This window comes from Actinomadura pelletieri DSM 43383 (assembly GCF_003634705.1).
In the GTDB taxonomy this organism is placed as follows: Bacteria; Actinomycetota; Actinomycetes; order Streptosporangiales; family Streptosporangiaceae; genus Spirillospora; species Spirillospora pelletieri.
In genome coordinates, this window is the sequence record NZ_RBWU01000004.1 from 408,678 (window position 1) to 431,019 (window position 22,342).

A 22,342-nucleotide genomic window follows, 5' to 3' on the forward strand; every position below is an offset into this window, starting at 1 on the left:
GGCAACTGTGGCACAGGCCGCGCGCCGCCCGTCCCGCGCCCCGGTCAGTTCCCGCTTCGGCGGAGCGCGCGGGCGGCCAGGGCGACGGCGGCCGTGCCCGCCAGGGCGGTCCCGGCGACGGTGGCGGCGAGGATCCGGTTCTGCCGGCTGATCCGGGCCGGGATCTCCGCGTACGGCATCGTCGAGAACGACACCAGTTCGTAGCGGGAGACGTAGCGTCCCGCGAGTCGCCGTTCCAGCGCGTGGGTCGCGGCCTGCTTCGCCCGGTAGACGGGGGACGACACGCGGTCGCGCATCTCGATGAAGTTGTCGAGGGCCATCTCGGCGATCGCGTCGGTGTTGGGTTTGCGGCGCTCCTGGTAGAGCGACAGCGCGCGTCTCCAGTCGCCGTCGGTCTCGGTCAGGCAGCGGTCGATTTCGATGCAGTCCTCGAACGCGCAGTTGGCGCCCTGCCCGAAGAACGGGACGATCGCGTGCGCGGCGTCGCCGAGCAGCGCCACGGCGGCGCCCTCCCCGAACCGGGTCCACGGCCGGCACCGGACGGTCACCAGCGACCCGACCGGGTTGTGCTCGTAGTCGTCGACCAGGTCGGGCATCAGGCCCGCGACGTCGGGATAGTGCCGCTCGAAGTACGCGGTCACCTCCTCGGGGGTGCCGAGCGCGGTGAAGTCGCCCTTCGGCCAGAACAGCGTGCAGGTGAACGACCGGTCGAGGTTCGGCAGGGCGATCATCATGGAGGTGCCGCGCGGCCAGATGTGCAGCGCGTCCGGGTCGAGCGCGAACTCCCCGTCCTTCGGCGGGACGGTCAGTTCCTTGTAGCCGTGTTCGAGGAAGTCGGCGTCCTCGTTCAGGTCGAGGGACCTGCGGACCGCGCTGTAGGCGCCGTCCCCGGCCAGGACGACGTCCGCGGGTTCGGTGTCGGCGCCGTCCAGCAGGATCGCCCCGGCGTCGGCGTCCACGCCGGTGACGCGCTGGGAGAAGCGCAGCGTGACGCCCGTGGTGGCCTCGGCGGTGTCGAGCAGCGCCCGGTTCAGTTCCGCGCGGCTGATGGAGTTGATGGCGCGCTCGCCGTCCGCGCTGTAGGGCTGGAAGTTCCGGCCGCCCGACCGCGGGTGCACCATCCGGCCGTGCATGGGCAGGGCCTGCTTGAGCGCCTGGTCGCGCAGCCCCACCTGCTCCAGCGCGGCCAGGCCGCGCGCCGAGATCGCCAGGTTGATCGAGCGGCCGCGTTCGGCGCCGGCGATCCGCGGGTCGGGGCGGCGCTCGTACACCGTCACCGGGACGCCCCTGCGGCCGAGCAGCACCGCCAGGAGGCAGCCCGCGAGGCCCGCGCCGACGATCGCGACCCGCCGCCCGTCATCCGCCATGGACCGCGACCCCCTCCGCGCCGGTCGCGTCGGTCCGGGAGCGGACCTCCCACAGGTCGGGGAACGCGGGCGCGAACAGGGTCCGGCGCAGGTAGTCGGCGCCCGCCGACCCGCCCGTGCCGACCTTCGCGCCGATCGTGCGTTCGACCATCTTCAGATGCCGGTACCGCCATTCCTGGACGCCCTCGTCCACGTCGACGAGGGCCTCGCAGACCTCGGCGGCGGGCCCGGACTCGTCGGCGTACACGGCGAGCAGCGCCTCCTGCACCGCCTCGTCCGGCTCCCACGGCGCGGACGGGTCGCGGTCGAGCGCCTCGCGTGGGACGGCGAATCCGCGTCCCGCCAGGTAGCGCAGCAGCGAGTCGAACATCGACCGGCGCGTCACCGCGGCCCGGAGCCGGTCGTCGCCGCGCAGATCCGACGCGGGGAACCCGCGCCGTCCGAGGACGGCCTCGATCTCCCGGAACTGGTCGCTCTGGAACCCGCTGGACGTGCCGAGTTCGTCGCGGAACGCGGCGAACTGGCGGGGCGTCATCGTCTCCAGGATGTCCAGCTGCCCGACCACCGTCTTGAGGATCTTGGCGATCCGGCGGGCCGTGTGCAGCGACCCGGCGCTGTTGCCCTCCTCCAGCCTGCGTTGCAGCAGCGCCGCCTCGTGCAGGATCTGTTTGAACCACAGCTCGTAGACCTGATGAATGATCACGAACAGCAGCTCGTCGTGGGCCTCCGTCCGGGGGTCCTGGCAGGACAGAAGATCATCGAGCCGTAGGTAACCGCCGTACGTCAACGCCGGCGACTCCGCCATTCCGCCTCCTCGCGACACCAAGGATGTGATCCGCAGCATATGGGATGCATCACCCCAGCAAGGTGATCAGGCCCCCTGAATCGCCCATACCCGGCAACGTGCCCCAGGTGGGCCCGGGTCAGTCGAGGTCGCCCGCGGCGAGACGGAGGGGGCGCAGCGAGGCGGTGATCTCGGCGGCCTGTGCGGCGGGCAGGCCGGAGACGCCGAAGCCGGACTCGTTGAGGGCCAGCGTGGCCTTCTCGGCGAGGTCGCGTCCGTCGGGGGTGAGGGTGGCGAGGACGACGCGGCGGTCGTCGGGGGAGGGGGCGCGGCCGACGAGCCCGCGCCGCTCCAGCCGGCCGATGACGTTGGTGACCGACGCGGGATGGACCATGAGCCGCATGCCCATCTTCCCCATGGGTAGCGTCCCGGTGCGCGTGAACGCGAGCAGGCGCAGCGCCTCGTAGGCGGCGAACGTCAGCCCGTACGGCTTGAGGACGGCCTCGATCCGGCTCAGCAGGAGCTGCTGGGCCCGCATCACGGAGGTGACGGCCGCCATGTGGTCGGCGTGCTCGGGCCAGCGCAGGCTCCACTGGCGGTGGGCCTCGGCGATGGGGTCGGGCATGTCGGGCACCGCCTGATCGTATGCGGTCTTGACTGAGGGACGCATGGAAACTATTTTAACTTCCAAATATTGGATGTCCAAGGGTTGGGGTGGAGACGGTGACGGCGGACCTGCACACGCCGGTGCACCCGGTGCGGTTCGTGACGGCGGCGGCCCTGTTCGACGGGCACGACGCGGCGATCAACATCATGCGGCGCATCCTGCAGTCCCAGGGCGCGGAGGTGGTGCACCTCGGGCACGACCGTTCGGTCCGCGAGGTGGTCGACGCCGTCCTGGAGGAGGACGCGCAGGGCGTGGCGATCAGCTCCTACCAGGGCGGCCACGTCGAGTACTTCGAGTACCTGTCGCGCAGCCTGAAGGAGGCCGGCGCCGAGCACGTGAGGGTGTTCGGCGGGGGCGGCGGCGTGATCGTCCACGAGGAGATCGCGCGGCTGGCGGAGGCCGGGGTGCGGATCTTCTCGCCGGAGGACGGGCAGCGGCTCGGCCTGCCCGGAATGATCAACGAGCTGGTGCGCGAGTGCGACGTCGACCTGACCGCCGAACCGGCGCCGGTGGAGGCCGTGCTGGCCGGGGACAGGCGCGCGCTCGCCCGGACCATCACCCGCGCCCAGGCCGGGAGACTGACCGAGGAGGAGCGGGCGCGGCTCACCGAGCGGGCGGCGGCCCGTTCGTCCGCGGTGCTCGGCGTCACCGGGACGGGCGGGTCCGGGAAGTCGTCCCTCACCGACGAACTGGTGCGGCGGCTGCGCGTCGACCAGGGCGGCGTCGACCAGGGCGGCGTCGACCAGCGTGGCGGCCCCCGCGTCGCGGTGCTGGCCGTCGACCCGACCCGGCGGCGCGGCGGCGGCGCGCTGCTCGGCGACCGGATCAGGATGAACTCCCTGGACGGCGAGCAGGTGTTCTTCCGGTCCCTGGCCACGCGGGGTAGGCGGGAACTGCCCGACGGCATCGACGACATCATCGTCGCCTGCAAGGCCGCCGGATACGACCTGGTCATCCTGGAGACGCCCGGCATCGGGCAGGGCGACGCCGCGATCGCCCCGCTGGTCGACGTCTCGCTGTACGTGATGACGCCGGAGTTCGGCGCGCCCACGCAGCTGGAGAAGATCGACATGCTCGACTTCGCGGACGCGGTCGCGATCAACAAGTTCGAGCGGCGCGGCGCCGCCGACGCGCTGCGGGACGTGGCGCGGCAGATCATCCGCAACCGGGGCGCGTTCGGGCAGCGTCCCGAGGACATGCCCGTGTACGGCACCAGCGCCGCGACCTTCAACGACGACGGGGTGACGGCGCTCTACCAGCACCTCAAGGGGCTCCTGGTCGACCACGGCGTGGAGCTCTCGGAGGGGAACCTGCCGAAGGTCGAGACGAAGACCTCCACGGCCGCCGCCACCGTGATCCCGCCCGCCCGGGTGCGGTACCTGTCCGACATCGCCGAGACCGTGCGCGGCTACCACGCCGACACGGTGCGGCAGATCGAGGCCGTCCGGCGCGTCCAGCGGCTGGACGAGGTCCGCGCCGAGCTGACGGACACCACCGAGGTCGAGGAACTGCTGGAGAGGGCACGCCGCGACGTGAACCCCGGCGACGCCGCCTTGATCGAGGAATGGCCCGCCGTCGTGGAGTCGTACTCCGGGGACGAGCAGGTCGTCCGCGTCCGCGACAGGGAACTGCACACGAAACTGACCCGCGAGTCCCTGTCGGGCAGCCGCATCCCGCGCGTCGCGCTGCCCCGCTACACCGACCACGGGGAACTGCTGCGGTTCCTCCGGAACGAGAACCTGCCCGGACGGTTCCCGTTCACGGCCGGGGTGTTCCCGTTCAAGCGCGACAACGAGGACCCGGCCCGCATGTTCGCGGGGGAGGGCGACCCGTTCCGCACCAACCGGCGCTTCAAGCTGCTGTCGGAGGGCCAGCCCGCGACCCGCCTGTCCACCGCGTTCGACTCCGTCACCCTGTACGGGCGCGACCCGGACGAGCGCCCCGACGTGTACGGCAAGATCGGCACGTCCGGCGTGTCGATCGCCACGCTGGACGACATGAAGGCGCTCTACGACGGGTTCGACCTGTCGTCGCCGACGACGTCGGTGTCGATGACGATCAACGGCCCGGCGCCGACGATCCTGGCGTTCTTCCTCAACACCGCCATCGACCAGGGGCTGGACGCCTTCTACGAGGAGCACGGACGCGAACCGTCCGCCGAGGAGGCCGCCGCGATCCGCGCGCGTGTGCTGTCCACCGTGCGCGGCACCGTCCAGGCCGACATCCTCAAGGAGGACCAGGGGCAGAACACCTGCATCTTCTCCACCGAGTTCTCCCTGCGGATGATGGGCGACATCCAGGAATGGTTCATCGCCAACCGGGTCCGCAACTTCTACTCGGTGTCGATCTCCGGCTACCACATCGCCGAGGCCGGCGCGAACCCCATCAGCCAGCTCGCGTTCACCCTCGCCAACGGGTTCACCTACGTCGAGTCGTATCTGGCGCGCGGCATGGACGTCGACGACTTCGCGCCCAACCTGTCGTTCTTCTTCTCCAACGGCATGGACCCCGAGTACAGCGTCCTCGGCCGCGTGGCCCGCCGGATCTGGGCCGTCGCGATGCGCGACCGGTACGGCGCCAACGAGCGCAGCCAGAAGCTGAAGTACCACGTGCAGACGTCCGGGCGGTCCCTGCACGCGCAGGAGATGGACTTCAACGACATCCGCACGACGTTGCAGGCGCTCATCGCGATCTACGACAACTGCAACAGCCTGCACACCAACGCCTACGACGAGGCCGTCACCACCCCGACGGCCGAGTCGGTGCGGCGCGCCCTGGCCATCCAGCTCATCATCAACCGCGAGTGGGGGCTGGCGATGAACGAGAACCCGTTGCAGGGGTCGTTCATCATCGACGAGCTGACCGATCTCGTCGAGGAGGCCGTGCTGGCGGAGTTCGACCGGATCAGCGAACGCGGCGGCGTCCTCGGCGCCATGGAGACCGGCTACCAGCGCGGCCGCATCCAGGACGAGTCGATGCTGTACGAGCAGCGCAAGCACGACGGCTCCCTGCCGATCGTCGGCGTCAACACGTTCCGCGGCCCCGACTCCGGCGACGGGACGCCCGACACGATCGAGCTGGCCCGCGCCACCGAGGAGGAGAAGCGGTCCCAGCTCGACCGGGTGCGCGCCTACCGGAACGCGCACCGCGACGAGGCGCGGGAGGCGCTCGAGGCGTTGAAGGACGCGGCGCGGGCCGGGGAACGTGTTGACGGTCCTGATGGACGCGGCGCGCGTGTGCAGCCTCCAGCAGATCAGCGACGCGTTCTTCGAGGTCGGCGGCCAGTACCGGCGCAACGTGTGAACCGCCCTGACAGGAACGCCCACAGAGACGCCACCGCTCCGGACGCCCCAGATCAGGGCGCCCCAGATCAGGGCGCCCCAGATCAGGGCGCCCCAGGTCAGGGCGCCTCTGAGCGGGGCGCTTCGGAGCGGGGCGCCCCAGATCAGGGCGCCTCTGAGCGGGGCGCTTCGGAGCGGGGCGCCCCAGTTCGGGACGCCTCTGAGCGGGGCGCTTCGGAGCGGGGCGTCCAAGAGCGGGGCGTCCCTGGTCCGGGCATCTTCGAGTGGGACGCTCCTGAGTGGGACGCGGTCGATGACACCGGCGCCCCGGTCCCCGTCCCGGATCGGGTGGGGCGGGTCGTGTCGATCGTCCCGTCGCTGACGGAGACGGTCGCGGTGACCGCGCCGGGGCTCCTGGTCGGCGCGACCGCCTGGTGCACCCATCCGGCCGGGTTGGACGTGCCGCGCGTCAGGGGCACGAAGAACCCCGACCTGGAGCGGATCGCGGAGCTGCGGCCCGACGTCGTCCTCGGCAACACCGAGGAGAACCGTCCCGCCGACGTGGAGGCGTTGCGCGCCGCGGGGATCCCGGTGTGGATGACGGAGATCCGCACCGTGGACGAGGCGCTCGCGTCCCTGCGCCGGGTCCTCGCCGTCGCGTGCCGGGTCCCGGTGCCGGGTTGGCTGGACGAGGCGTCCCGCGTTTGGGCGAACGTCGCTCCCGGCGAGCCGCGCGGGGCGATCGTGCCGATCTGGCGGCGGCCGTGGATGGTCGTCGGCCGGGACACCTTCGCCGGCGACGTCCTGTCCCGCCTCGGGGTCACCAACGTCTACGCCGATCATTCCGAGCGCTATCCGAAGATTCCCCTCGGCGAGCTGAACGCGGCGGGCGCCGACCTGGTCGTGTTGCCGGACGAGCCCTACCGGTTCACCGAGAACGACGGCCCCGAGTCGTTCCCGGGAGTGGACGTCGCGCTCGTCGACGGCCGCCTGCTCACCTGGTACGGCCCGTCTTTGGTCGAGGCCCCGCGAGCCCTGGCGCGCCAACTCTCCGACACCCACCGCCGCTGACACCCGGGCTGACGGACCCTCACCCGTCGCCGCCGAAGGCACCTGCCCGGCCCTCAGATCCCTGTGCGCAGGCCCGGAGGAGTGGACGCCTGTCTGGCGTCAGCGGCCATGTGCGCACACGTCCACGGCCTCCTGAACGCTCGGCGGTCCCGGTGAGGCGCTCGGCCGCGCGGTTCCGCCGGGGGTTGCTCGGGGCCCGGGTTTCGGCCATGGCCGGACCAGGCCACGACAGGGGGTTGCCTTCCCGTCCGGACGCGCGCACCGCCGGTGGACGCCGTCAAGCGCGGGCCAGGGCGGGGTCATCGGCGACCCGGGGAAGTTCCAGGAGATCGTCCCCGGACATGAAAAGCGGCGCCGGGTGGATACGGGGGCAATCCACCCGGCGCCGCATCATCGGTGTTCCGACGGGGGCCCGGAACACCGGCACGGGCGCCCCGACGGGGGACCAGAGCGCCGGTACAAATCGTACACCGAAACCCCCCGCGGTTAGTCAAGAGAATGTCACGACCGGATTTCTGGTCGCTGTCCGGAAACCGGCTTCTGTACCCGCCGTGACCGGTCGTCAAAGGTCGCGCGGGTCGTGGGCTCCCGGCCCCCGTTCGCGAAAATCACGGCGACGTACGGCAGAAAGAGCGCCCCGACCACCAGAAGGATCATCACCCACACCGGCGCGCCCGCGACCGCGGCCAGGATCGCGCCGACGAAGCAGCCCGTCCGGACGCCCATGGACAGCAGGTAACGGCGCTGCCGGTGGCCGATGTCCTCCGACATGGGGCGGGGGGCGTCGGTGACCGTGTAGACGTCCGGCCCTCGATGGTGATTGACCTTCACACTTCCACGGTAAGCCCAAGGGGGACGCCGGGCGACGGCAGTACGGGTCAAGAAAGCGGGAGGAACGAGATGAGCGATCGCACGTACCGGGTGACGGAGATCGTCGGAACCTCGCCGGAGTCGGTCGAGACCGCGATCCGCAACGGTGTCAGACGCGCCGCGCAGACGCTGCGCCACCTGGACTGGTTCGAGGTGGCCGAGGTCCGCGGCCAGATCGAGGACGGCGAGGTCGCCCACTTCCAGGTCACCATGAAGGTCGGTTTCCGCCTGGAGGACGCCTGAGCGCCGCGCGGAGCCCGTCCCCGGAACCGGGGACGGGCTCCGCGCGAAAGGCCGGAGTCGGCCGTCAGGACGCCTGCGACACCGTCGACATGTTGAAGTCGGGAACGCGCAGCGGCGGCATCGCCGAGCGGGTGAAGTAGTCGGACCACTCCCGCGGAAGGGTCGGCCGCGTCCCCCCGACCTCGGTGAGGCGGGACAACAGGTCGACGGGGCTCTCGTTGAACCGGAAGTTGTTCACGGCCCCGACGACCTCCCCGCCCTCGACGAGGTACACGCCGTCGCGGGTGAGACCGGTCAGCAGCAGTCGTTGCGGGTCGACCTCACGGATGTACCACAGGCATGTCAGCAGCAGCCCCCGTTCGGTGCGGGCGACCATCTCCTCCAGCGACGCGCCGGTGTCGCGTCCGGTGAGCACCAGGTTGTCGATGGCGGGGGTGAGCGGCAGGCCGGTCCGTTCGGCGGACCGCCGCGTCTGGGTGAGGGCCGTGAGGGTCCCGTCGGCGATCCAGTCGGTGGCCCGCAACGGGAGGCCGTTGTCGAACACCGACGCGTCCCGGCCGGACGCGTGCGCGACGACGAACGGCGCGCACTCCAGGCCCGGTGCCGCCGGGTCGCTGGACAGGGTGACGGGCATGCTCGCGAGCCGCTCACCGACCCGGGTGCCGCCGCCGGGCGCGCTGAACACCGTCCGGCCGTCCTGCGCGTCCTGCGCCCCCGCCGACCAGTACAGGTAGATCATCAGGTCGGCGACGGCGGACGGCGGCAGGATCGTCTCGTACCGTCCGGCGGGCAGGTCGACGCGCCGCGCCCCCCACTCCAGCCGCCGCGCCAGGTCACCGGTCAGGGCGGGGACGTCCACGTCGGTGAAGTCGCGGGTGCCGACGCCCGCCCACGCCGACCCGCCCGCGCCCTTGGCGTTGAGCTCCAGCAGCCCGGTCGGCTGGTCGTGACGGGCCCGCAGCCCCGCCGAACTCCCGACGAACGTCGACGTCAGGACGTGGTTCGCGAACCCGTACAGGCGCCGGTCGGCCGCCTGCGCCGCCGCGAACGCCTCCCCGAGCGCGGGCGCGAACCCCTCGAACACGCCGATGCCGGTCTCGGCGGGGTCGTCGTCCCAGCCGCCGGACGGGCCGCCCTCGACGAGCGGCGCGGCGTCCTCGGCGGGCTCGTTGCCCGCGGCGTCGGCCTCGGCGGCCCGCACCAGGTCCTCGATCGCGTCGGCGCCGACCGCCGACCGGGACACCACGCCCGCCGCGACGCCGTCCGCGGTGTGCCGCAACGCGATGACCGTGAGGCGGTTCGACCGGGTCACGCCGTTGGTGGTGAGCGTGTTGCCCGCCCACCGCAGGTTCGCGGTGCTCGCCTCGTCGGCGATGACGACGCAGTCGTCCGCGCGGGACAGGGCCAGCGCCCGTTCGACGGCCTCCTGCGGCCTGATCACGCTCACTGGCCCGCCTCCTTCAGGGCGTTGAGGATGTTGACGCCGCGGAACAGCGCCGACGGGCAGCCGTGGCTGACCGGTGCGACCTGCCCCGGCTGGCCCTTCCCGCAGTTGAACGCGCCGCCGAGCACGTACGTCCCGGGACCGCCGACCGCCTCCATGGAGTTCCAGAAGTCGGTGGTGGTGGCCTGGTAGGCGACGTCGCGGAGCTGCCCGGCCAGGCGCCCGTTCTCGATGCGGTAGAACCGCTGCCCGGTGAACTGGAAGTTGTGGCGTTGCATGTCGATCGACCAGCTCTTGTCACCGACGATGAAGATCCCGCGGTCGACACCGGAGATCAGCTCGTCGGTGGACGGGCCGTTCTCCGCGGGCCGCAGCGACACGTTCGCCATCCGCTGGATCGGCATGCTGGACGCGGCGTCCGCGAACGCGCACCCGTTGGAACGGTCGGCGCCGGTGAGACGGGCGATACGACGGTCGGTCTGGTAGCCGGTGAACAGCCCACCGGTGACGATGTCGAACTCCTGCGTCTGTACGCCCTCGTCGTCGTAGCCGATGGTGGCCAGGCCGTGTTCGGCCGTACGGTCCCCGGTGACGTTCATGACCTCGGACCCGTACCGGAGGGTCCCGAGCTTGTCGGGCGTGGCGAACGACGTCCCCGCGTACGCCGCCTCGTATCCGAGGGCCCGGTCCAGTTCGGTGGCGTGCCCGACCGACTCGTGGATCGTCAACCACAGGTTGGACGGGTCGACGACGACGTCGTAGACGCCCGGTTCCACCGACGGCGCGGCGAGCTTCTCGGCGAGCAGCTCGGGGATGCGGGCGAGTTCACCGTCCCAGTCCCAGTGGTCGCCGGTCAGCCACTCCCACCCGTACCCGGCGGGCGGCGCGAGCGTCCGCATCGTGTCGAACAGGGACCCGGAGATGCCGACGGCGTTCACCGACGGATGCACCCGGACCCGCTGCTGCGTGGTGACGGTCCCGGCGAGGTCGGCGAAGAACTTGTTCTCCTTGACCTGCAGGAGCGTGGCGTCGACGTGGTCGACCCGGTCGTCGTCGAGCAGCAGGCGGCTCCACCCGGCCAGCAACGCGACCTTGTCGCCCGTCGGGACGTCGAACGGGTCGATCTCGTACGCCGAGACCCAGGTCCGCTCCCCGTGGACGGGTTCGGGCGCGAGCTCGATGGGTTCGCGGTTGACGGGCCGGGCGACGGCGGCGACGTCCACGGCCTGCGCGGCGACGCGCGCGGCGCCCTCCACGGTCAGGTCGATGCCGGCGGCGAAACCCCACGTGCCGTCCTTGACGACCCGGACCGACAGGCCGACGTCGTCGGCGTCCAGGGCGGTCTCCAACGCGGCGTCGTGGAGGGCGAGGGTCTGGCTGCGGATGCGTTCCAGGCGGAAGTCCGCGTGTTCGGCGCCGAGCTCCCGGGCCCGGCTGAGGGCCGCGTCGGCCAGCGCGCGAAGCGGCAGCGCGGTGAAGGATGGATCGATGTCATGCACCTTTCGCAACCTACCCCTCCCGCCCCTCCCGTCCCCGCCTCCGGAGGCCGCGCGAGGGACCCGACAAACACGGGTCGACGGATCTTGTCGGGTCGGCACATCCGCGGGCCGGGCCGGGGGCCGCTAAGGTCGTGACGCACCGACGCGCAGCCGAACGAGAGGGTCCTGATGAGTCGATCTGTCCTCGTGACCGGGGGTAACCGGGGCATCGGCCTCGCCATCGCCCGCGAGCTCGCCGCCGCGGGCGACGCGGTCGCGGTGACCTACCGGTCCGGTGAGCCCCCCGAGGGGCTGTTCGGCGTGCGGTGCGACGTGACGAGCACCGAGGACGTCGACACCGCGTTCGGGAAGGTCGAGGCGGAACAGGGGCCCGTCGAGGTGCTCGTCGCCAACGCCGGGATCACCAAGGACACCCTCCTTGCGATCATGGCGGAGGAGGCGTTCACCTCCGTCCTCGACACGAACCTGACCGGCGCGTTCCGCGTCGCCAAACGCGCGACCAAGAGCATGATGCGCAAACGCTCGGGACGGATCGTCCTGGTCTCCTCCGTGGTCGGGCTGTCGGGCTCGGCCGGGCAGACGAACTACGCCGCGTCCAAGGCGGGCATGGTCGGCTTCGCCCGCTCCCTGGCCCGCGAACTCGGATCCCGCGGCGTCACCGTCAACGTCGTCGCCCCCGGGTTCGTCGACACCGACATGACCGCGGTGCTGTCGGAGGACCAGCACAAGGCCATCACCGCCTCGGTCCCCCTCGGCCGGATCGCGCGACCGGAAGAGATCGCCAAGGCCGTCCGGTTTCTGGCGAGCGACGACGCCTCCTACATCACCGGGGCCGTGCTCCCGGTCGACGGCGGACTGGGAATGGGGCACTGACGATCATGGGCATTCTCGAAGGCAAGCGGATCCTGGTCACCGGCGTCCTCACCGACGCGTCGATCGGCTTCCACATCGCGCGGGTCGCGCAGGAGCAGGGCGCCGAGGTCGCGTTGACCGCCTACCCGCGTCCGACGCTCACCCAGCGCACCGCCAAGCGACTTCCGTCCGGCCCCGACTCACCGCCCCCGGTGATCGAACTGGACGTCACGAACACCGAGCAGCTCGACGCCCTCGCCGGAAACCTCCGCGACCACGGCTTCGACCACCTCGACGGCGTCGTCCACGCGATCGCGTTCGCGCCGCAGACCGCGCTCGGCGGCACCTTCCTGGAAACACCCTGGGAGGACGTCGCGACCGCCGTGCACGCCTCGACGTACTCGCTGAAGTCGCTGACGATGGCGTGCCTGCCGCTGATGAAGGACGGCGGCTCCGTCGTCGGCCTCGACTTCGACGCCACCAAGGCATGGCCGGTGTACGACTGGATGGGCGTGGCGAAGGCCGGCCTGGAGTCGTGCGCCCGCTACCTCGCCAAGTACCTCGGCCCGCAGGGCATCCGCGTCAACCTCGTCGCCGCCGGCCCCCTCGCCACGATGGCGGCCAAGAGCATCCCCGGCTTCGAGAGCATCACGGACCTGTGGTCGCAGGGCGCGCCCCTCGGCTGGGACCTCAAGGACAGCGAACCCACCGCCCGCGCCTGCGTGGCCCTGCTGTCGGACTGGTTCCCCGCGACCACGGGCGAAATCGTCCACGTAGACGGCGGCCTCCACTCAGTAGGAGCTCCGTCTTAACGACTGTGTTTATTGCAGTGCACTCCTCCTTCGGGCCTGGCGGCCCTCCATCGTCGTGAACTGCGTGCGATCGCTGGCATCGCTCCGACTCGCCTTACGGCTCGCTGCGCGATCAGGTTCTCGCTTCGCTTGAACCTGCCTTCGGACGCGATCGCCGTGGCCCAGGTTGTCGCGGGGTTGCGGTGACGGGCTGAGGTAGGTGCGCGGGGTCGCTGGTGGTGCGGTCATCACGTTGCTCCGGCTCGCCCGGTGAGTTCGCTGCGTGGCCAGGTTTCGCAGGCGCGGAATCTGCGTTCGGCGCGATCGCCGGCCCTGGGTTGTCGCGGGTTGCGGTATGGGCTGGGGTAGGTGCGGCGCGGTCGGGTTCTCGCAGGTTCGGCGTCTGCGTTCGGACGCGATCGCGAAACTTTGGGGTTGTGGCGGCCTGAGGTGGGTGCGGCGCGGTGGTTGCGTCGGTCCGGCTCGTCTGTTGAGTTCGTTGCGTGGGCGGGTTCTCGCGGGTTCGGGACCTGCGGTCGGGTTTGATCGTGGATCTGGGGTTGTGGCGATGGGACTGGGGTGGGGGCCCTGTCCTGGGGCGTTACTGGGTCATGAGTCTTGCCAGGCGGGTGCGGCGGGGTGGGGCGGGGGTGTCGCGGACGGCCTTGGCCAGGGCGGGGCCTGCTGCTTGGACGACCGACAGGTGACGGTGTGCGAGGCCGAAGGCTGTTGTGACCAGGGGGCGGGACAGGCCCTCCGGGGTCATGACGGCGACGATGGCGGGGCGGGGGGTGCCGCGGGCCTGGTCGATCGTTATGGCCCAGCCGGGTCGTAGGCGGGACGCGTCCGCGGGGGTGATGACGGTGGGGCCGGCGGGGAACTCGACGTCCAGGCCGTGTGTGCCGCCGCCGGTGACCGTTCCCGTCTCGCCGACCGCGGCGTGGGGGAGTGGCGCGGCGACGACCACGCGGTCGCCGGGGTCCAGTCCGCCGAACTTGCCGGGGCCCGGGTTCAGGCGTGCCTTGAGTGCGGTGTTCAGGGCGGTGGCGCCCGCGTCGCCGCCCGTGGTGGGGGTGACGACCTGGACGTCGTCGACCGGGATTCCGAGCGCGCGGGGAATCGAGTCGGTGACGAGCTGGACCGTGCGGTGCACCGCCTCTTCGGGGCCGTCGGCGGGCACGACGACGACCTCGTGTCCCGGGGCGTCCACGGCTACGAGGTCGCCGCCGCGCGCCGCCTCGGTCAGCGTGCCGAGGGGGTCGGAGGGCGGCGCGGAGTCCAGGGTCACGACCGGCACCGTCTCCGAGGCCTCCAGGTCGTCCAGCGGCAGTCCCGGGCCGGCGGGTGGGGGCGCGTCCGGTTCGGCGCACAGCAGCAGGTGCGCGCCGTCGGGGCACGCCTCCACCAGGACCGCGCACAGTTCGACGTCCAGCGCGGACGCGTCCGTCACGATGACCAGGTCGAGGTCGAGGGGGCGCTGCTCGCCGCGGCCGTACACGACCGTGCCCGGCGTCGCGGACGGGTCGTCGCGGGGCTCCAGCAACCGGTGCAGGCTCGTCACCGCCGCCGGCAGGTCGGCGGCGGCGCGGTCGGTGGGGGTGGCGACGGCGGCGCGCAGGCCCGCGCCTGCGGCTGCCGTCGCGATGTCGAGGGCGGTGCGGGTGAGGTCGCGGGGCGTGCCGCGCAGGACGCTGACGCCGGTGCGCAGCGCGGCGGTGAGCGCGAGGGAGCGGTCCTCGGGCAGCCCGTCGCGCAGGCCCTTGACCGTCACGTCGTCCAGCAGCGGCTCGGCCGTGAGCGTCAGCCGCCGGAACCCCTCCGCCGCGGCCTCCTCGGCGAGCGCCCACCGCGCCGGGCCCAGCGTCTCCTCCGGCTCGGGAGGTTCGGCGTCCTCCTCGAACGCCTCCTCGTCGAACTCGGGTTCCTCGGTGAGCGCGAGCACCTCCGCCTCGTCGAGCGCGTCCTCCACGGCCCGTCTCGGGTCGGCGACCTGGACGCGTTCCAACGCGGACACGACGTCGGCGGTGGGCGTGACCGTGTGACCGCCGCGTGCCGCCTCGGTCAGCAGGTGCAGGACGAGCGCGCGGCCGCGGCGGGGGTCGCCCGGCCGCGCGTCCGGGCCGAGGACCGCGCGGGCGAAGTGGTCGGCCTGCCGGGGTCCGACGCCGGGGACGCGCAGCAGCCGCCACGGGTCGTCGCGGAGCCGCCCGGCGGCGCCGGGGCCGAGTCGCGCGGCGGTCCGGGACGCGAGCGGCGCCGGGACGCCCGTCTCGGCGAACAGGTCGGTGAGCGCGCGCAGCCCCTCCCGCGCGTCGGGCGCTGCGGGCGAGGGCTGCGCCCGGGGCGGTGTGGAGGGTCGGGCGGGGGGTCGTGCGGCTCGTGCGGCCGCCTCCGCGGCGCGCATCGCCTCCGCGGCGCGCGCCGCGCGTTCGGCGGGCGTGGTGTCGCGGTCGTCTGGGTTCACGGGCTTCCCGTCGAGGTGTCGGAGACGTCGTCCAGCGCCGCCCGGATCTCGTTCGGCAGCGTCAGGTCCTCGCTCTCCAGTATCGCGCCGAGCTGGGCGACGGTCCGGGCGCCGACGATCGGCGCGGCGACCCCGGGACGGTCGCGGACCCAGGCGAGCGCCACGGCCACCGGGGACCGGCCGAGGCCCTCGGCGGCCGTCACCACCGACTCGACGATGCGGGCGCACTCCTCGTCCAGGTACGGCTGGACGAAGTCGGAGTAGTGCGCGGCGGCGGCCCGGGACCCGGCGGGGATCCCGGTGCGGTACTTGCCGGTCAGCACGCCCCGGCCGAGCGGCGACCAGGCCAGCAGCCCGGCCCCGGCGTCCACCGTCGCGGGCACCACCTCACGCTCGATGTCGCGGCGCAGCAGCGAGTACTCCAGCTGCGCCGACACGACGGGGGAGCGGCCCGGCCAGGCGCGCTGCCACGCGGCGGCCTTGGAGATCTGCCAGCCCGCGTAGTTGGACACGCCGACGTACCGGGTCCGGCCGGACGCGACGGCCTCGTCCAACGCCGACAGCGTCTCCTCCAGCGGCGTCGCCGGGTCGTACACGTGCAACTGCCACAGGTCGACGTGGTCGAGGTCCATGCGGTCGAGGGAGGCGTCCAGGGCGCGGAGCAGATGCCGCCGCGAACCGTCGTAGCGGCCGTTCGGCCTGATCGCGGCCTTCGTCGCGACGACGAGCCGGTCACGGTCGACGCGTTCGTGCAGCAGCCGCCCGAGGATCCGTTCGCTCTCCCCGCCGTTGTAGACGTCGGCGGTGTCGACCAGGGTCCCGCCGGCGTCGACGAACGCGGTGAGCTGTTCCGCGGCCTCCTCCGCGTCGGTGTCCTGCCCCCAGGTCATGGTGCCGAGACCCAGCCGGGACACCAGCAGCCCGCTCCGCCCGAGGTGACGCTCCTTCATAGGCGGTCAATGTAGCGGTCCGCGGTGACGTCGACGTGCAGGACCTTCGCTCCGGGAACGCCGCGCGCGCCCGCCCGCTACAGCCACCCGCTGCGGCGCAGACGACGGAACAGCAGCACGCTGATCACCGCGATGACCACGAGGACCACCGGGTACGACCACGTCCATTTCAGCTCCGGCATGTGCTCGAAGTTCATGCCGTAGATCCCGGCGATCGCGGTCGGCACCGCGATGATCGCGGCCCACGCCGAGATCTTTCTCATGTCTTCGTTCTGTTGCTTGCCGAGCAGCGCCAGATGTGCGGTCAGCACGCTGTTCAGCAGCTCGTTGTGCGCGTCGACCTGCTGGTCGACGCGCAGCAGGTGGTCGAGGACGTCCCGGAAGTACTCGCGGGTGGAGGCGCACTCGGCGACCCGGCCCCGGACGATCTCCTCGAGGACCGGGACGAGCGGGTCCTCGGCGGTGCGGAACTCCAGCACCTCCCGCTTGAGGGAGTGGACGGCCTCGGTGACGTCCCGCGCCGCCGGGTCGAACACCGCCTTCTCCAACTGGATGATGTCGATCTCGACCTCGTGCGCGACGATGCCGTACCGGTCGACGACCTCGTCGCACACCGCGTACAGGACGGCGGTGGAGCCGTGCTTCAGCAGGTCCGGCGCGTCCTCCAGCCGCTGCCTGACCGGGCCGAGCGGGTTCGCGGCGCCGTGCCGGACGGTGACGACGAAGTCCGGCCCGAGGAACACCATGATCTCCCCGACCTCGATGTCGGAGGTCTCGTCGATGTAGGCCAGCGTCTTCAACACGACGAACAGCGTGTCGTCGTAGCGTTCCATCTTGGGCCGCTGATGCGCGGACACGGCGTCCTCGGCGGCCAGCGGATGCAGGTCCAGCTCCTCCTTGACCAGCTCGAACTCGTCCTCGTCGGGTTCGAACAGGCCGATCCAGACGAAGCAGTCGCGGTCCTCGCGGGCCAGGTCGAAGGCGTCGCTGATGTCGCCGTCGATGTCGCGGCGGGTCCCGTCGGCGTATATGGCCTTGTCCACGATCACACGGCGCATTGTTCCGCATCCGCGCCGCGCGAACCGCCGCGTCGGCGCCACCGGGCATCTCCTAGAGTGACCGCTGTGACGATGCTTCTCCTGGTACGGCATGGCCTGACCGCGATGACCGGTCCCGTCCTCGCGGGGTGGACGCCGGGGGTGTCCCTCGACGACCGCGGCCGCGCGCAGGTCACCGCGGTCGCCGCCCGCCTCGCGCCGGTGCCGCTCGCCGCGCTCGTGACCAGCCCCCTCGACCGCTGCGTCGAGACCGCCGCCGCCGTCGCCACCGGCCGCGCCGTCGAGGTCGACACCGACGAACGGTTCGGCGAGGTCCGCTACGGCGACTGGACGGGCCGCCCCCTGAAGGAGCTCGCCGAAGACCCCCTGTGGCGGGTCGTGCAGAACCACCCGAGCGCCGTCCGGTTCCCCGGCGAGGACGGCGAGTCCCTCGCCGCCGCCCAGCACCGCGCCGTCACCGCCGTCCGGGACTGGAACGCCCGCATCGCCGCCGGCCACGGCCCCGACGCCGTTTACGCGGTGTGCAGCCACGGCGACATCATCAAGGCGATCGTCGCCGACGCGCTCGGCGTCCACCTCGACCAGTTCCAACGGATCCAGGTCGACCCCGCGTCGATCACCGCGATCCGGTACACGGAGACACGTCCGTTCGTCGTCCGCGTCAACGACACCGGCGGTGATGTGGCGGGTCTCGTTCCCGAACCGTCGGGCGACGGCACGGGAGAAAACGGACTCGGGCCGGGTGACGCGGTGCCCGGCGGCGGCGCGTAGGGTCTTTGTCATGCCCGTCATCTCCTACGATCTGCCGGAACGGTTCGTCGCCGGGGCCGTCGGGCGGCCCGGCGACCGCGCCTTCTACCTGCAGGCCCGCTCCGGCCGTCGCGTCACCAGCGTCGGCCTGGAGAAGTTCCAGGTGACGCTGCTGGCGGAACGGCTGGAGGAACTCCTGGACGAGGTGCTGCGGCGCAGCGGCGGCGAGGCCCCGGTGCCCGCCGTCACCCCCTCCGAACTCGTCGACGACGGCCCCCTCGACCAGCCCGTCGAGGAGGAGTTCAGGGTCGGCACGATGGCGCTCGCCTGGGACCCCGACGACGAACAGGTCGTCATCGAGGCGCAGGAGGTCACCGAGACCGAGGAGGAGACCGAGGTCGGCGAGGACGATCCCGCCATCGCGGTGCTGCGGGTCCGGATCAGCGCCGCGCAGGCCCGCGCGTTCGCCGAACGGGCCCTGAAGGTCGTCGCCGCCGGACGCCCCCCGTGCCCGCTGTGCGGCCTGCCCCTCGACACCGAGGGTCACGTGTGCCCGCGCCAGAACGGATACCTCGGCTGAGATGACCGCTCCCGGGTCCGCCGAGGACGAAATGGGCTCGTTGCGCTGGATCATGGACCGCGCGGCCGGAAGAATGACCCCATGACGCAGCCCTCCCGGGACCGGGCGCCCGCGGGCGACGCCGCCGGAGACGGGACGCCCGGCCCCCCGGTCTCCCCCCGCGACGTCGTGGCCGCCGAGAGCCTGTTGAGCGCCGGGCGCCTCAACGTCGAGGGCCGCCTCGTCCAGGCGTCCAACGCCACCCTGTACTGCACCGTCGAACACGACGGACGGTCCGCCGCCTGCGTCTACAAACCGGTCGCCGGGGAACGGCCGCTGTGGGACTTCCCCGACGGCACCCTCGCCGAACGGGAGGTCGCCGCCTACGAGGTGTCCAAGGCCATGGGCTGGGGCACCGTCCCGCCCACCGTGCACCGCGACGGCCCCTACGGGCCCGGCATGGTGCAACTGTGGGTCGAACCCGACCCCGACGTCGACCTGGTCGCCCTGTCCCGCTCCGAGGACGACGAGATCCGCCGCATGGCCGTGTTCGACGCCGTCGTCAACAACGCCGACCGCAAGATCGGACACATGCTGCCCCCCGGCGACGGCCGCGTCTACGGCTGCGACCACGGCGTCTGCTTCTCCGTCGACTACAAGCTCCGCACCGTCCTGTGGCAGTGGCGCGGCAAGCCCCTGACCCCGGAGGCGCTCGAGGCCCTCGACCGCGTCGCCGCCGCCCTGAGCGACGGCCCCCTCGGCCCCCGCCTCTCGGAACTGCTCACCCCCGACGAGGTCGACGCCACCCGCCGCCGCGTCGACCTGATGCTCAAACACCGCATCCACCCCTACCCCCCGGAGGACTGGCCGGCAATCCCCTGGCCGCCCCTGTAGCTCGTACTCGGGGGTGGGGGCGGAGGGTTGGGGGTCGGGGGCGGGGTGGTGCAATTGGGGGCATGTGTACGGCGATCATTAGTTTTGATCCCTTGTCGCCGGTGCCGGTGCTGCTCGTCGGGGTGCGGGACGAGTTCGTCGCTCGGGACTGGGAGGCGCCGGGGCGGCACTGGGCGGATCGGCCGGGGCTGGTCGGTGGGCGGGATCTGCGGGCGGGTGGGACCTGGTTGGCCGTGGATCCGGGGGCGCCTCGGGTCGCCACGGTGTTGAACGGGCGGGGGCGGATGGCGCCGGAGGCGGGGCGTCTGTCGCGGGGCGAGTTGCCGTTGCGGGTGGCGGCCGACGGCAAGCTCGGACGGCTCGATCTCGCGTTGTTCGACCCGTTCCACCTCGTCGGCGCGGAACCCGACCGGGTGCGGCTGTGGCGGTGGGACGGCGCGGACCTCACCGAGCGGGACCTGGGGCCCGGGCTCCACATGATCGTCAACAGTGGGTTGGAGGGGGAGGGGCGGCTCGAGGGGCAGACCGAGGACGCCTACATGACGGCGCGGCTCGCGCACTTCCGCCCGCTGCTGGCCGCGGCGGCGCGGCCCGAGCCCGGTCCGGACGAGCCCCTGGACCAGGCGTGGGGGGAGTGGTTTCCGCTGGTGAACGGCGACGGGCTGCCCAGGGCCGACCACCGGGCGTTGCTGCCGCTGCTCGACCTCGGTGAGGGACGGGTGTGGGGCACCACCTCGGTCAGCCTCACCGCCCTCACCGCGACCGGCGTCCGGTACGACTTCTCGGCCGTCTCCGGTGACTCCTTCGCGTGGACGCGGGTGCTGTAGCGCACGGCGAATTTCGTCGACAGGGCTCCGCGGTGTGACGCTCGGTGTTAGCTTGGCCACTCATCGCGAGCTGGGTTGACGGGGGGTGCCGGGGCGCATGCCGTTCCAGGTCGCCTGGGATCGTCTCCGCCGTGACCGGGCCGCCGTCGCGTCCCTGGTCGTGTTGCTGGCGGTCGCGGTGTTCGCGTTGCTGGCGCCGCTGTGGGCCCATCTCACCGGGCACCCCTACGACCGGACGTTCCCCGCCACGGGCCTGGACGTCGCCGGGCAGCCGCGGGGGCCCGGCGCGGGGTTCCCGCTCGGCGCCGACCGGCTCGGCCGGGACGTTCTCGTCCGCGCCGCCTACGGCACCCGGATCTCCCTGGTCGTGGGGGTGTGCGCGGCGCTGCTGGCGACCGTCGCCGGGACCGTCGCCGGGATCGTGTCCGGGTTCGCGGGCGGCGCCGTCGACACGCTGCTGGCCCGGCTGATGGACATGACCCTCGCGCTGCCCTACCTGCTGGTCGCGATCACGTTGGCGACGACGTTCCAGGTGTCGTCGCCGGCCGCGGGGCTGGCGCTGACGACCGTGGTGATCGCGTTCTTCTCGGCGGCGGCGTCGGGGCGGGTGATCCGCGGTCAGGTGCTGGCGCTGCGGCGCAGCGAGTTCATCGACGCGGCCCGGTCCATCGGCGCGTCCGACGCCCGCATCATGGTCGAGGAAGTCCTGCCGAACCTGGCCGCGCAGGTCACCGTGCTGACGTCGCTGCAGATCCCGGCGGCGATCGTGTTCGAGGCGACGCTGTCGTTCCTCGGCGCGGGGGTTCCGCCGCCGACGCCGAGCCTCGGGTCGATGCTCGGTGAGGGCGGGGAGATGTTCCGGTCCGCGTGGTGGCTCCTCGCCGTCCCGGGCGCCCTGCTGCTGGCGATCACGCTGGCGTTCAACCTGCTCGGGGACGGGATCCGCGACGCCCTCGACCCGCGTGACGGGGCGGGGCGCCGGAGGTGAGCGGGGGCTTGCCGCGGTTCGTCCTGCGCCGCCTGCTGTACTCGGCGGCGGTGCTGTGGCTGGTGTCCACGCTGGTGTTCGTGTTCCTGCACGTCTCGCCCGTCCCGGTGGAGCACGTCATCGGCGGGCCCCGCGCCACCGCCGAGACGTTGGAGCGGATCCGCGGCAACCTCGGCCTGGACCGGCCCGTCCTCGTCCAGTACTGGCGGTTCACGGGACGGCTCCTGCGCGGCGACCTCGGCGACTCCTACGTCAACGGGACGCCGGTGTCGACGCTGATCGCCGAGCGGCTCCCCGCCACGCTGTGGCTCGTCGCGGGCGCCGCGACCCTGTGGTTCGTCGGCGGTGTCGGCCTCGGCGTGCTCGGCGCGGCCAGGGCGCGGACGGCGTGGGACCGGGCCGTCACGGCGTTCGTGCTGGTCGGTCTGTCGACGCCGCCGTTCGTGCTGGCCCTGGTGCTGCTGCACGTGTTCGCCACCGGCCTCGACCGGGCCGGCGTCCCCGTGTTCGAGGCGGGACCGCCGTTGCAGGAGCATTTCCTCCAACGGATGGTCCTTCCGTGGGTGGCGCTGGCGTTCCTGATGCTCGCCTCGTACACGCGCCTGACGCGTGGCGCGATGCTGGACGTCCTCGGCGAGGACTACGTCCGGACGGCACGGGCCAAGGGGCTGCCGGAACGCCGTGTCGTGCTCCACCACGGGCTGCGGTCCGCGCTGACCCCGGTCGTCACCCAGTTCGGCGTCGACGTCGGCGCCCTCGTCGGCTCCACGGTCGTCATCGAGAAGGTGTTCGGGCTGCAGGGCGTGGGGCAGCTCGTCCACCAGTCCGTCGCGGTCGGCGACACCCCGGTGATCATCGGGGTGACGTTGACGGTGACGCTGTTCGTGGTCGCCGCGAACCTTCTGGTGGACCTCGGCTACGCGGTCCTGGACCCGCGCGTCCGGCGCTCCTGACCGGTTCGTCCGGACGGATCGGACACTTGC

General features: G+C 72.3%; 19 protein-coding genes and 1 pseudogene. 11 read left to right on the forward strand and 9 right to left on the reverse strand.

Features of this window, described 5'->3' with window-relative positions; all coding sequences use genetic code 11:
* Positions 1-44: 44 nt before the first annotated feature.
* From BZB76_RS19820 to BZB76_RS19830, 3 genes are all read right to left on the reverse strand, one after another.
* On the reverse strand, positions 45-1,367 hold the full coding sequence (locus tag BZB76_RS19820) for an FAD-dependent oxidoreductase (RefSeq protein WP_121435876.1): 1,323 nt from the start codon (positions 1,365-1,367) through the stop codon (positions 45-47).
* Positions 1,357-2,172 carry a tryptophan 2,3-dioxygenase gene (locus BZB76_RS19825; RefSeq protein ID WP_121435877.1) on the reverse strand — a complete coding sequence of 272 codons (816 nt, stop codon included), beginning with the start codon at positions 2,170-2,172 and terminating at the stop codon, positions 1,357-1,359. The genes BZB76_RS19820 and BZB76_RS19825 overlap by 11 nt, the downstream gene beginning before the upstream one ends.
* A 118-nt stretch (positions 2,173-2,290) precedes the next feature.
* Positions 2,291-2,821 carry a MarR family transcriptional regulator gene (locus tag BZB76_RS19830; protein WP_246007060.1) on the reverse strand — a complete coding sequence of 177 codons (531 nt, stop codon included), beginning with the start codon at positions 2,819-2,821 and terminating at the stop codon, positions 2,291-2,293.
* Positions 2,822-2,916: 95 nt separating this feature from the next.
* Between BZB76_RS19830 and icmF the strand changes: the two are divergent.
* Together icmF and BZB76_RS19840 are read left to right on the forward strand one after the other, a co-directional pair.
* A pseudogene (gene icmF / locus BZB76_RS19835) lies at positions 2,917-5,967 on the forward strand (fused isobutyryl-CoA mutase/GTPase IcmF); the annotation flags it as partial.
* Positions 5,968-6,375: 408 nt separating this feature from the next.
* Positions 6,376-7,170 carry a helical backbone metal receptor gene (locus BZB76_RS19840; RefSeq protein ID WP_420534805.1) on the forward strand — a complete coding sequence of 265 codons (795 nt, stop codon included), beginning with the start codon at positions 6,376-6,378 and terminating at the stop codon, positions 7,168-7,170.
* Between the two features lie 501 nt (positions 7,171-7,671).
* Here BZB76_RS19840 and BZB76_RS19845 read toward each other — a convergent pair.
* Positions 7,672-8,001, reverse strand: a complete 330-nt coding sequence (locus tag BZB76_RS19845; RefSeq protein WP_121435879.1) for a DUF3099 domain-containing protein — start codon at positions 7,999-8,001, stop codon at positions 7,672-7,674.
* Positions 8,002-8,070: 69 nt separating this feature from the next.
* Between BZB76_RS19845 and BZB76_RS19850 the strand changes: the two genes are divergently transcribed.
* Positions 8,071-8,283, forward strand: a complete 213-nt coding sequence (locus tag BZB76_RS19850) for a dodecin (protein ID WP_121435880.1) — start codon at positions 8,071-8,073, stop codon at positions 8,281-8,283.
* Between the two features lie 64 nt (positions 8,284-8,347).
* Here BZB76_RS19850 and BZB76_RS19855 read toward each other — a convergent pair whose 3' ends face one another.
* Both BZB76_RS19855 and BZB76_RS19860 read right to left on the reverse strand, forming a co-directional pair.
* The gene (locus tag BZB76_RS19855; RefSeq protein WP_121436227.1) at positions 8,348-9,721 is read right to left on the reverse strand and encodes a metallopeptidase TldD-related protein; all 1,374 of its coding nucleotides are present in this window, start codon (positions 9,719-9,721) and stop codon (positions 8,348-8,350) included.
* A 5-nt stretch (positions 9,722-9,726) separates the two neighbouring features.
* Positions 9,727-11,226, reverse strand: a complete 1,500-nt coding sequence (locus tag BZB76_RS19860) for a TldD/PmbA family protein (RefSeq protein ID WP_121435881.1) — start codon at positions 11,224-11,226, stop codon at positions 9,727-9,729.
* Between the two features lie 168 nt (positions 11,227-11,394).
* Here BZB76_RS19860 and fabG point away from each other — a divergent pair, with 168 nt between their 5' ends.
* Both fabG and fabI read left to right on the forward strand, forming a co-directional pair.
* A complete protein-coding gene (gene fabG, locus BZB76_RS19865) occupies positions 11,395-12,099 on the forward strand; it encodes a 3-oxoacyl-[acyl-carrier-protein] reductase (protein ID WP_121435882.1) in 705 nt (234 codons plus the stop codon).
* 5 nt (positions 12,100-12,104) lie between these two features.
* The gene (fabI, locus tag BZB76_RS19870) at positions 12,105-12,890 is read left to right on the forward strand and encodes an enoyl-ACP reductase FabI (protein WP_211343082.1); all 786 of its coding nucleotides are present in this window, start codon (positions 12,105-12,107) and stop codon (positions 12,888-12,890) included.
* A gap of 580 nt (positions 12,891-13,470) precedes the next feature.
* Here the strand turns inward: fabI and BZB76_RS19875 are convergent.
* The 3 genes from BZB76_RS19875 to corA all read right to left on the reverse strand — a co-directional run bounded on the left by BZB76_RS19875 (position 13,471) and on the right by corA (position 17,332).
* Positions 13,471-15,333, reverse strand: a complete 1,863-nt coding sequence (locus BZB76_RS19875; protein ID WP_246007061.1) for a helix-hairpin-helix domain-containing protein — start codon at positions 15,331-15,333, stop codon at positions 13,471-13,473.
* Complete coding sequence (locus BZB76_RS19880; RefSeq protein ID WP_121435883.1) at positions 15,330-16,283, reverse strand: aldo/keto reductase; 954 nt, start codon at positions 16,281-16,283, stop codon at positions 15,330-15,332. Before BZB76_RS19880 ends, BZB76_RS19875 begins: the two co-directional genes overlap by 4 nt.
* A 77-nt stretch (positions 16,284-16,360) precedes the next feature.
* Complete coding sequence (corA, locus tag BZB76_RS19885; protein ID WP_121436230.1) at positions 16,361-17,332, reverse strand: magnesium/cobalt transporter CorA; 972 nt, start codon at positions 17,330-17,332, stop codon at positions 16,361-16,363.
* Between the two features lie 75 nt (positions 17,333-17,407).
* On the opposite strand from corA, the gene BZB76_RS19890 reads away from it, so the two are divergent.
* The 6 genes from BZB76_RS19890 (at position 17,408) to BZB76_RS19915 (ending at position 22,312) form a co-directional block, all read left to right on the forward strand.
* Positions 17,408-18,112: a histidine phosphatase family protein gene (locus tag BZB76_RS19890; protein WP_121435884.1), complete on the forward strand. Its 705-nt coding sequence runs from the start codon at positions 17,408-17,410 to the stop codon at positions 18,110-18,112.
* 10 nt (positions 18,113-18,122) lie between these two features.
* Positions 18,123-18,671: a DUF3090 domain-containing protein gene (locus BZB76_RS19895; RefSeq protein ID WP_117401072.1), complete on the forward strand. Its 549-nt coding sequence runs from the start codon at positions 18,123-18,125 to the stop codon at positions 18,669-18,671.
* 81 nt (positions 18,672-18,752) lie between these two features.
* Complete coding sequence (locus BZB76_RS19900; RefSeq protein WP_246007062.1) at positions 18,753-19,544, forward strand: SCO1664 family protein; 792 nt, start codon at positions 18,753-18,755, stop codon at positions 19,542-19,544.
* A gap of 62 nt (positions 19,545-19,606) precedes the next feature.
* Positions 19,607-20,371, forward strand: a complete 765-nt coding sequence (locus tag BZB76_RS19905; protein WP_121435885.1) for an NRDE family protein — start codon at positions 19,607-19,609, stop codon at positions 20,369-20,371.
* A gap of 97 nt (positions 20,372-20,468) precedes the next feature.
* Complete coding sequence (locus BZB76_RS19910) at positions 20,469-21,359, forward strand: ABC transporter permease (RefSeq protein WP_121435886.1); 891 nt, start codon at positions 20,469-20,471, stop codon at positions 21,357-21,359.
* Positions 21,360-21,367: 8 nt separating this feature from the next.
* Positions 21,368-22,312, forward strand: coding sequence for an ABC transporter permease (locus BZB76_RS19915; protein WP_121435887.1), 945 nt, complete (start codon positions 21,368-21,370; stop codon positions 22,310-22,312).
* Positions 22,313-22,342 lie beyond the last annotated feature (30 nt).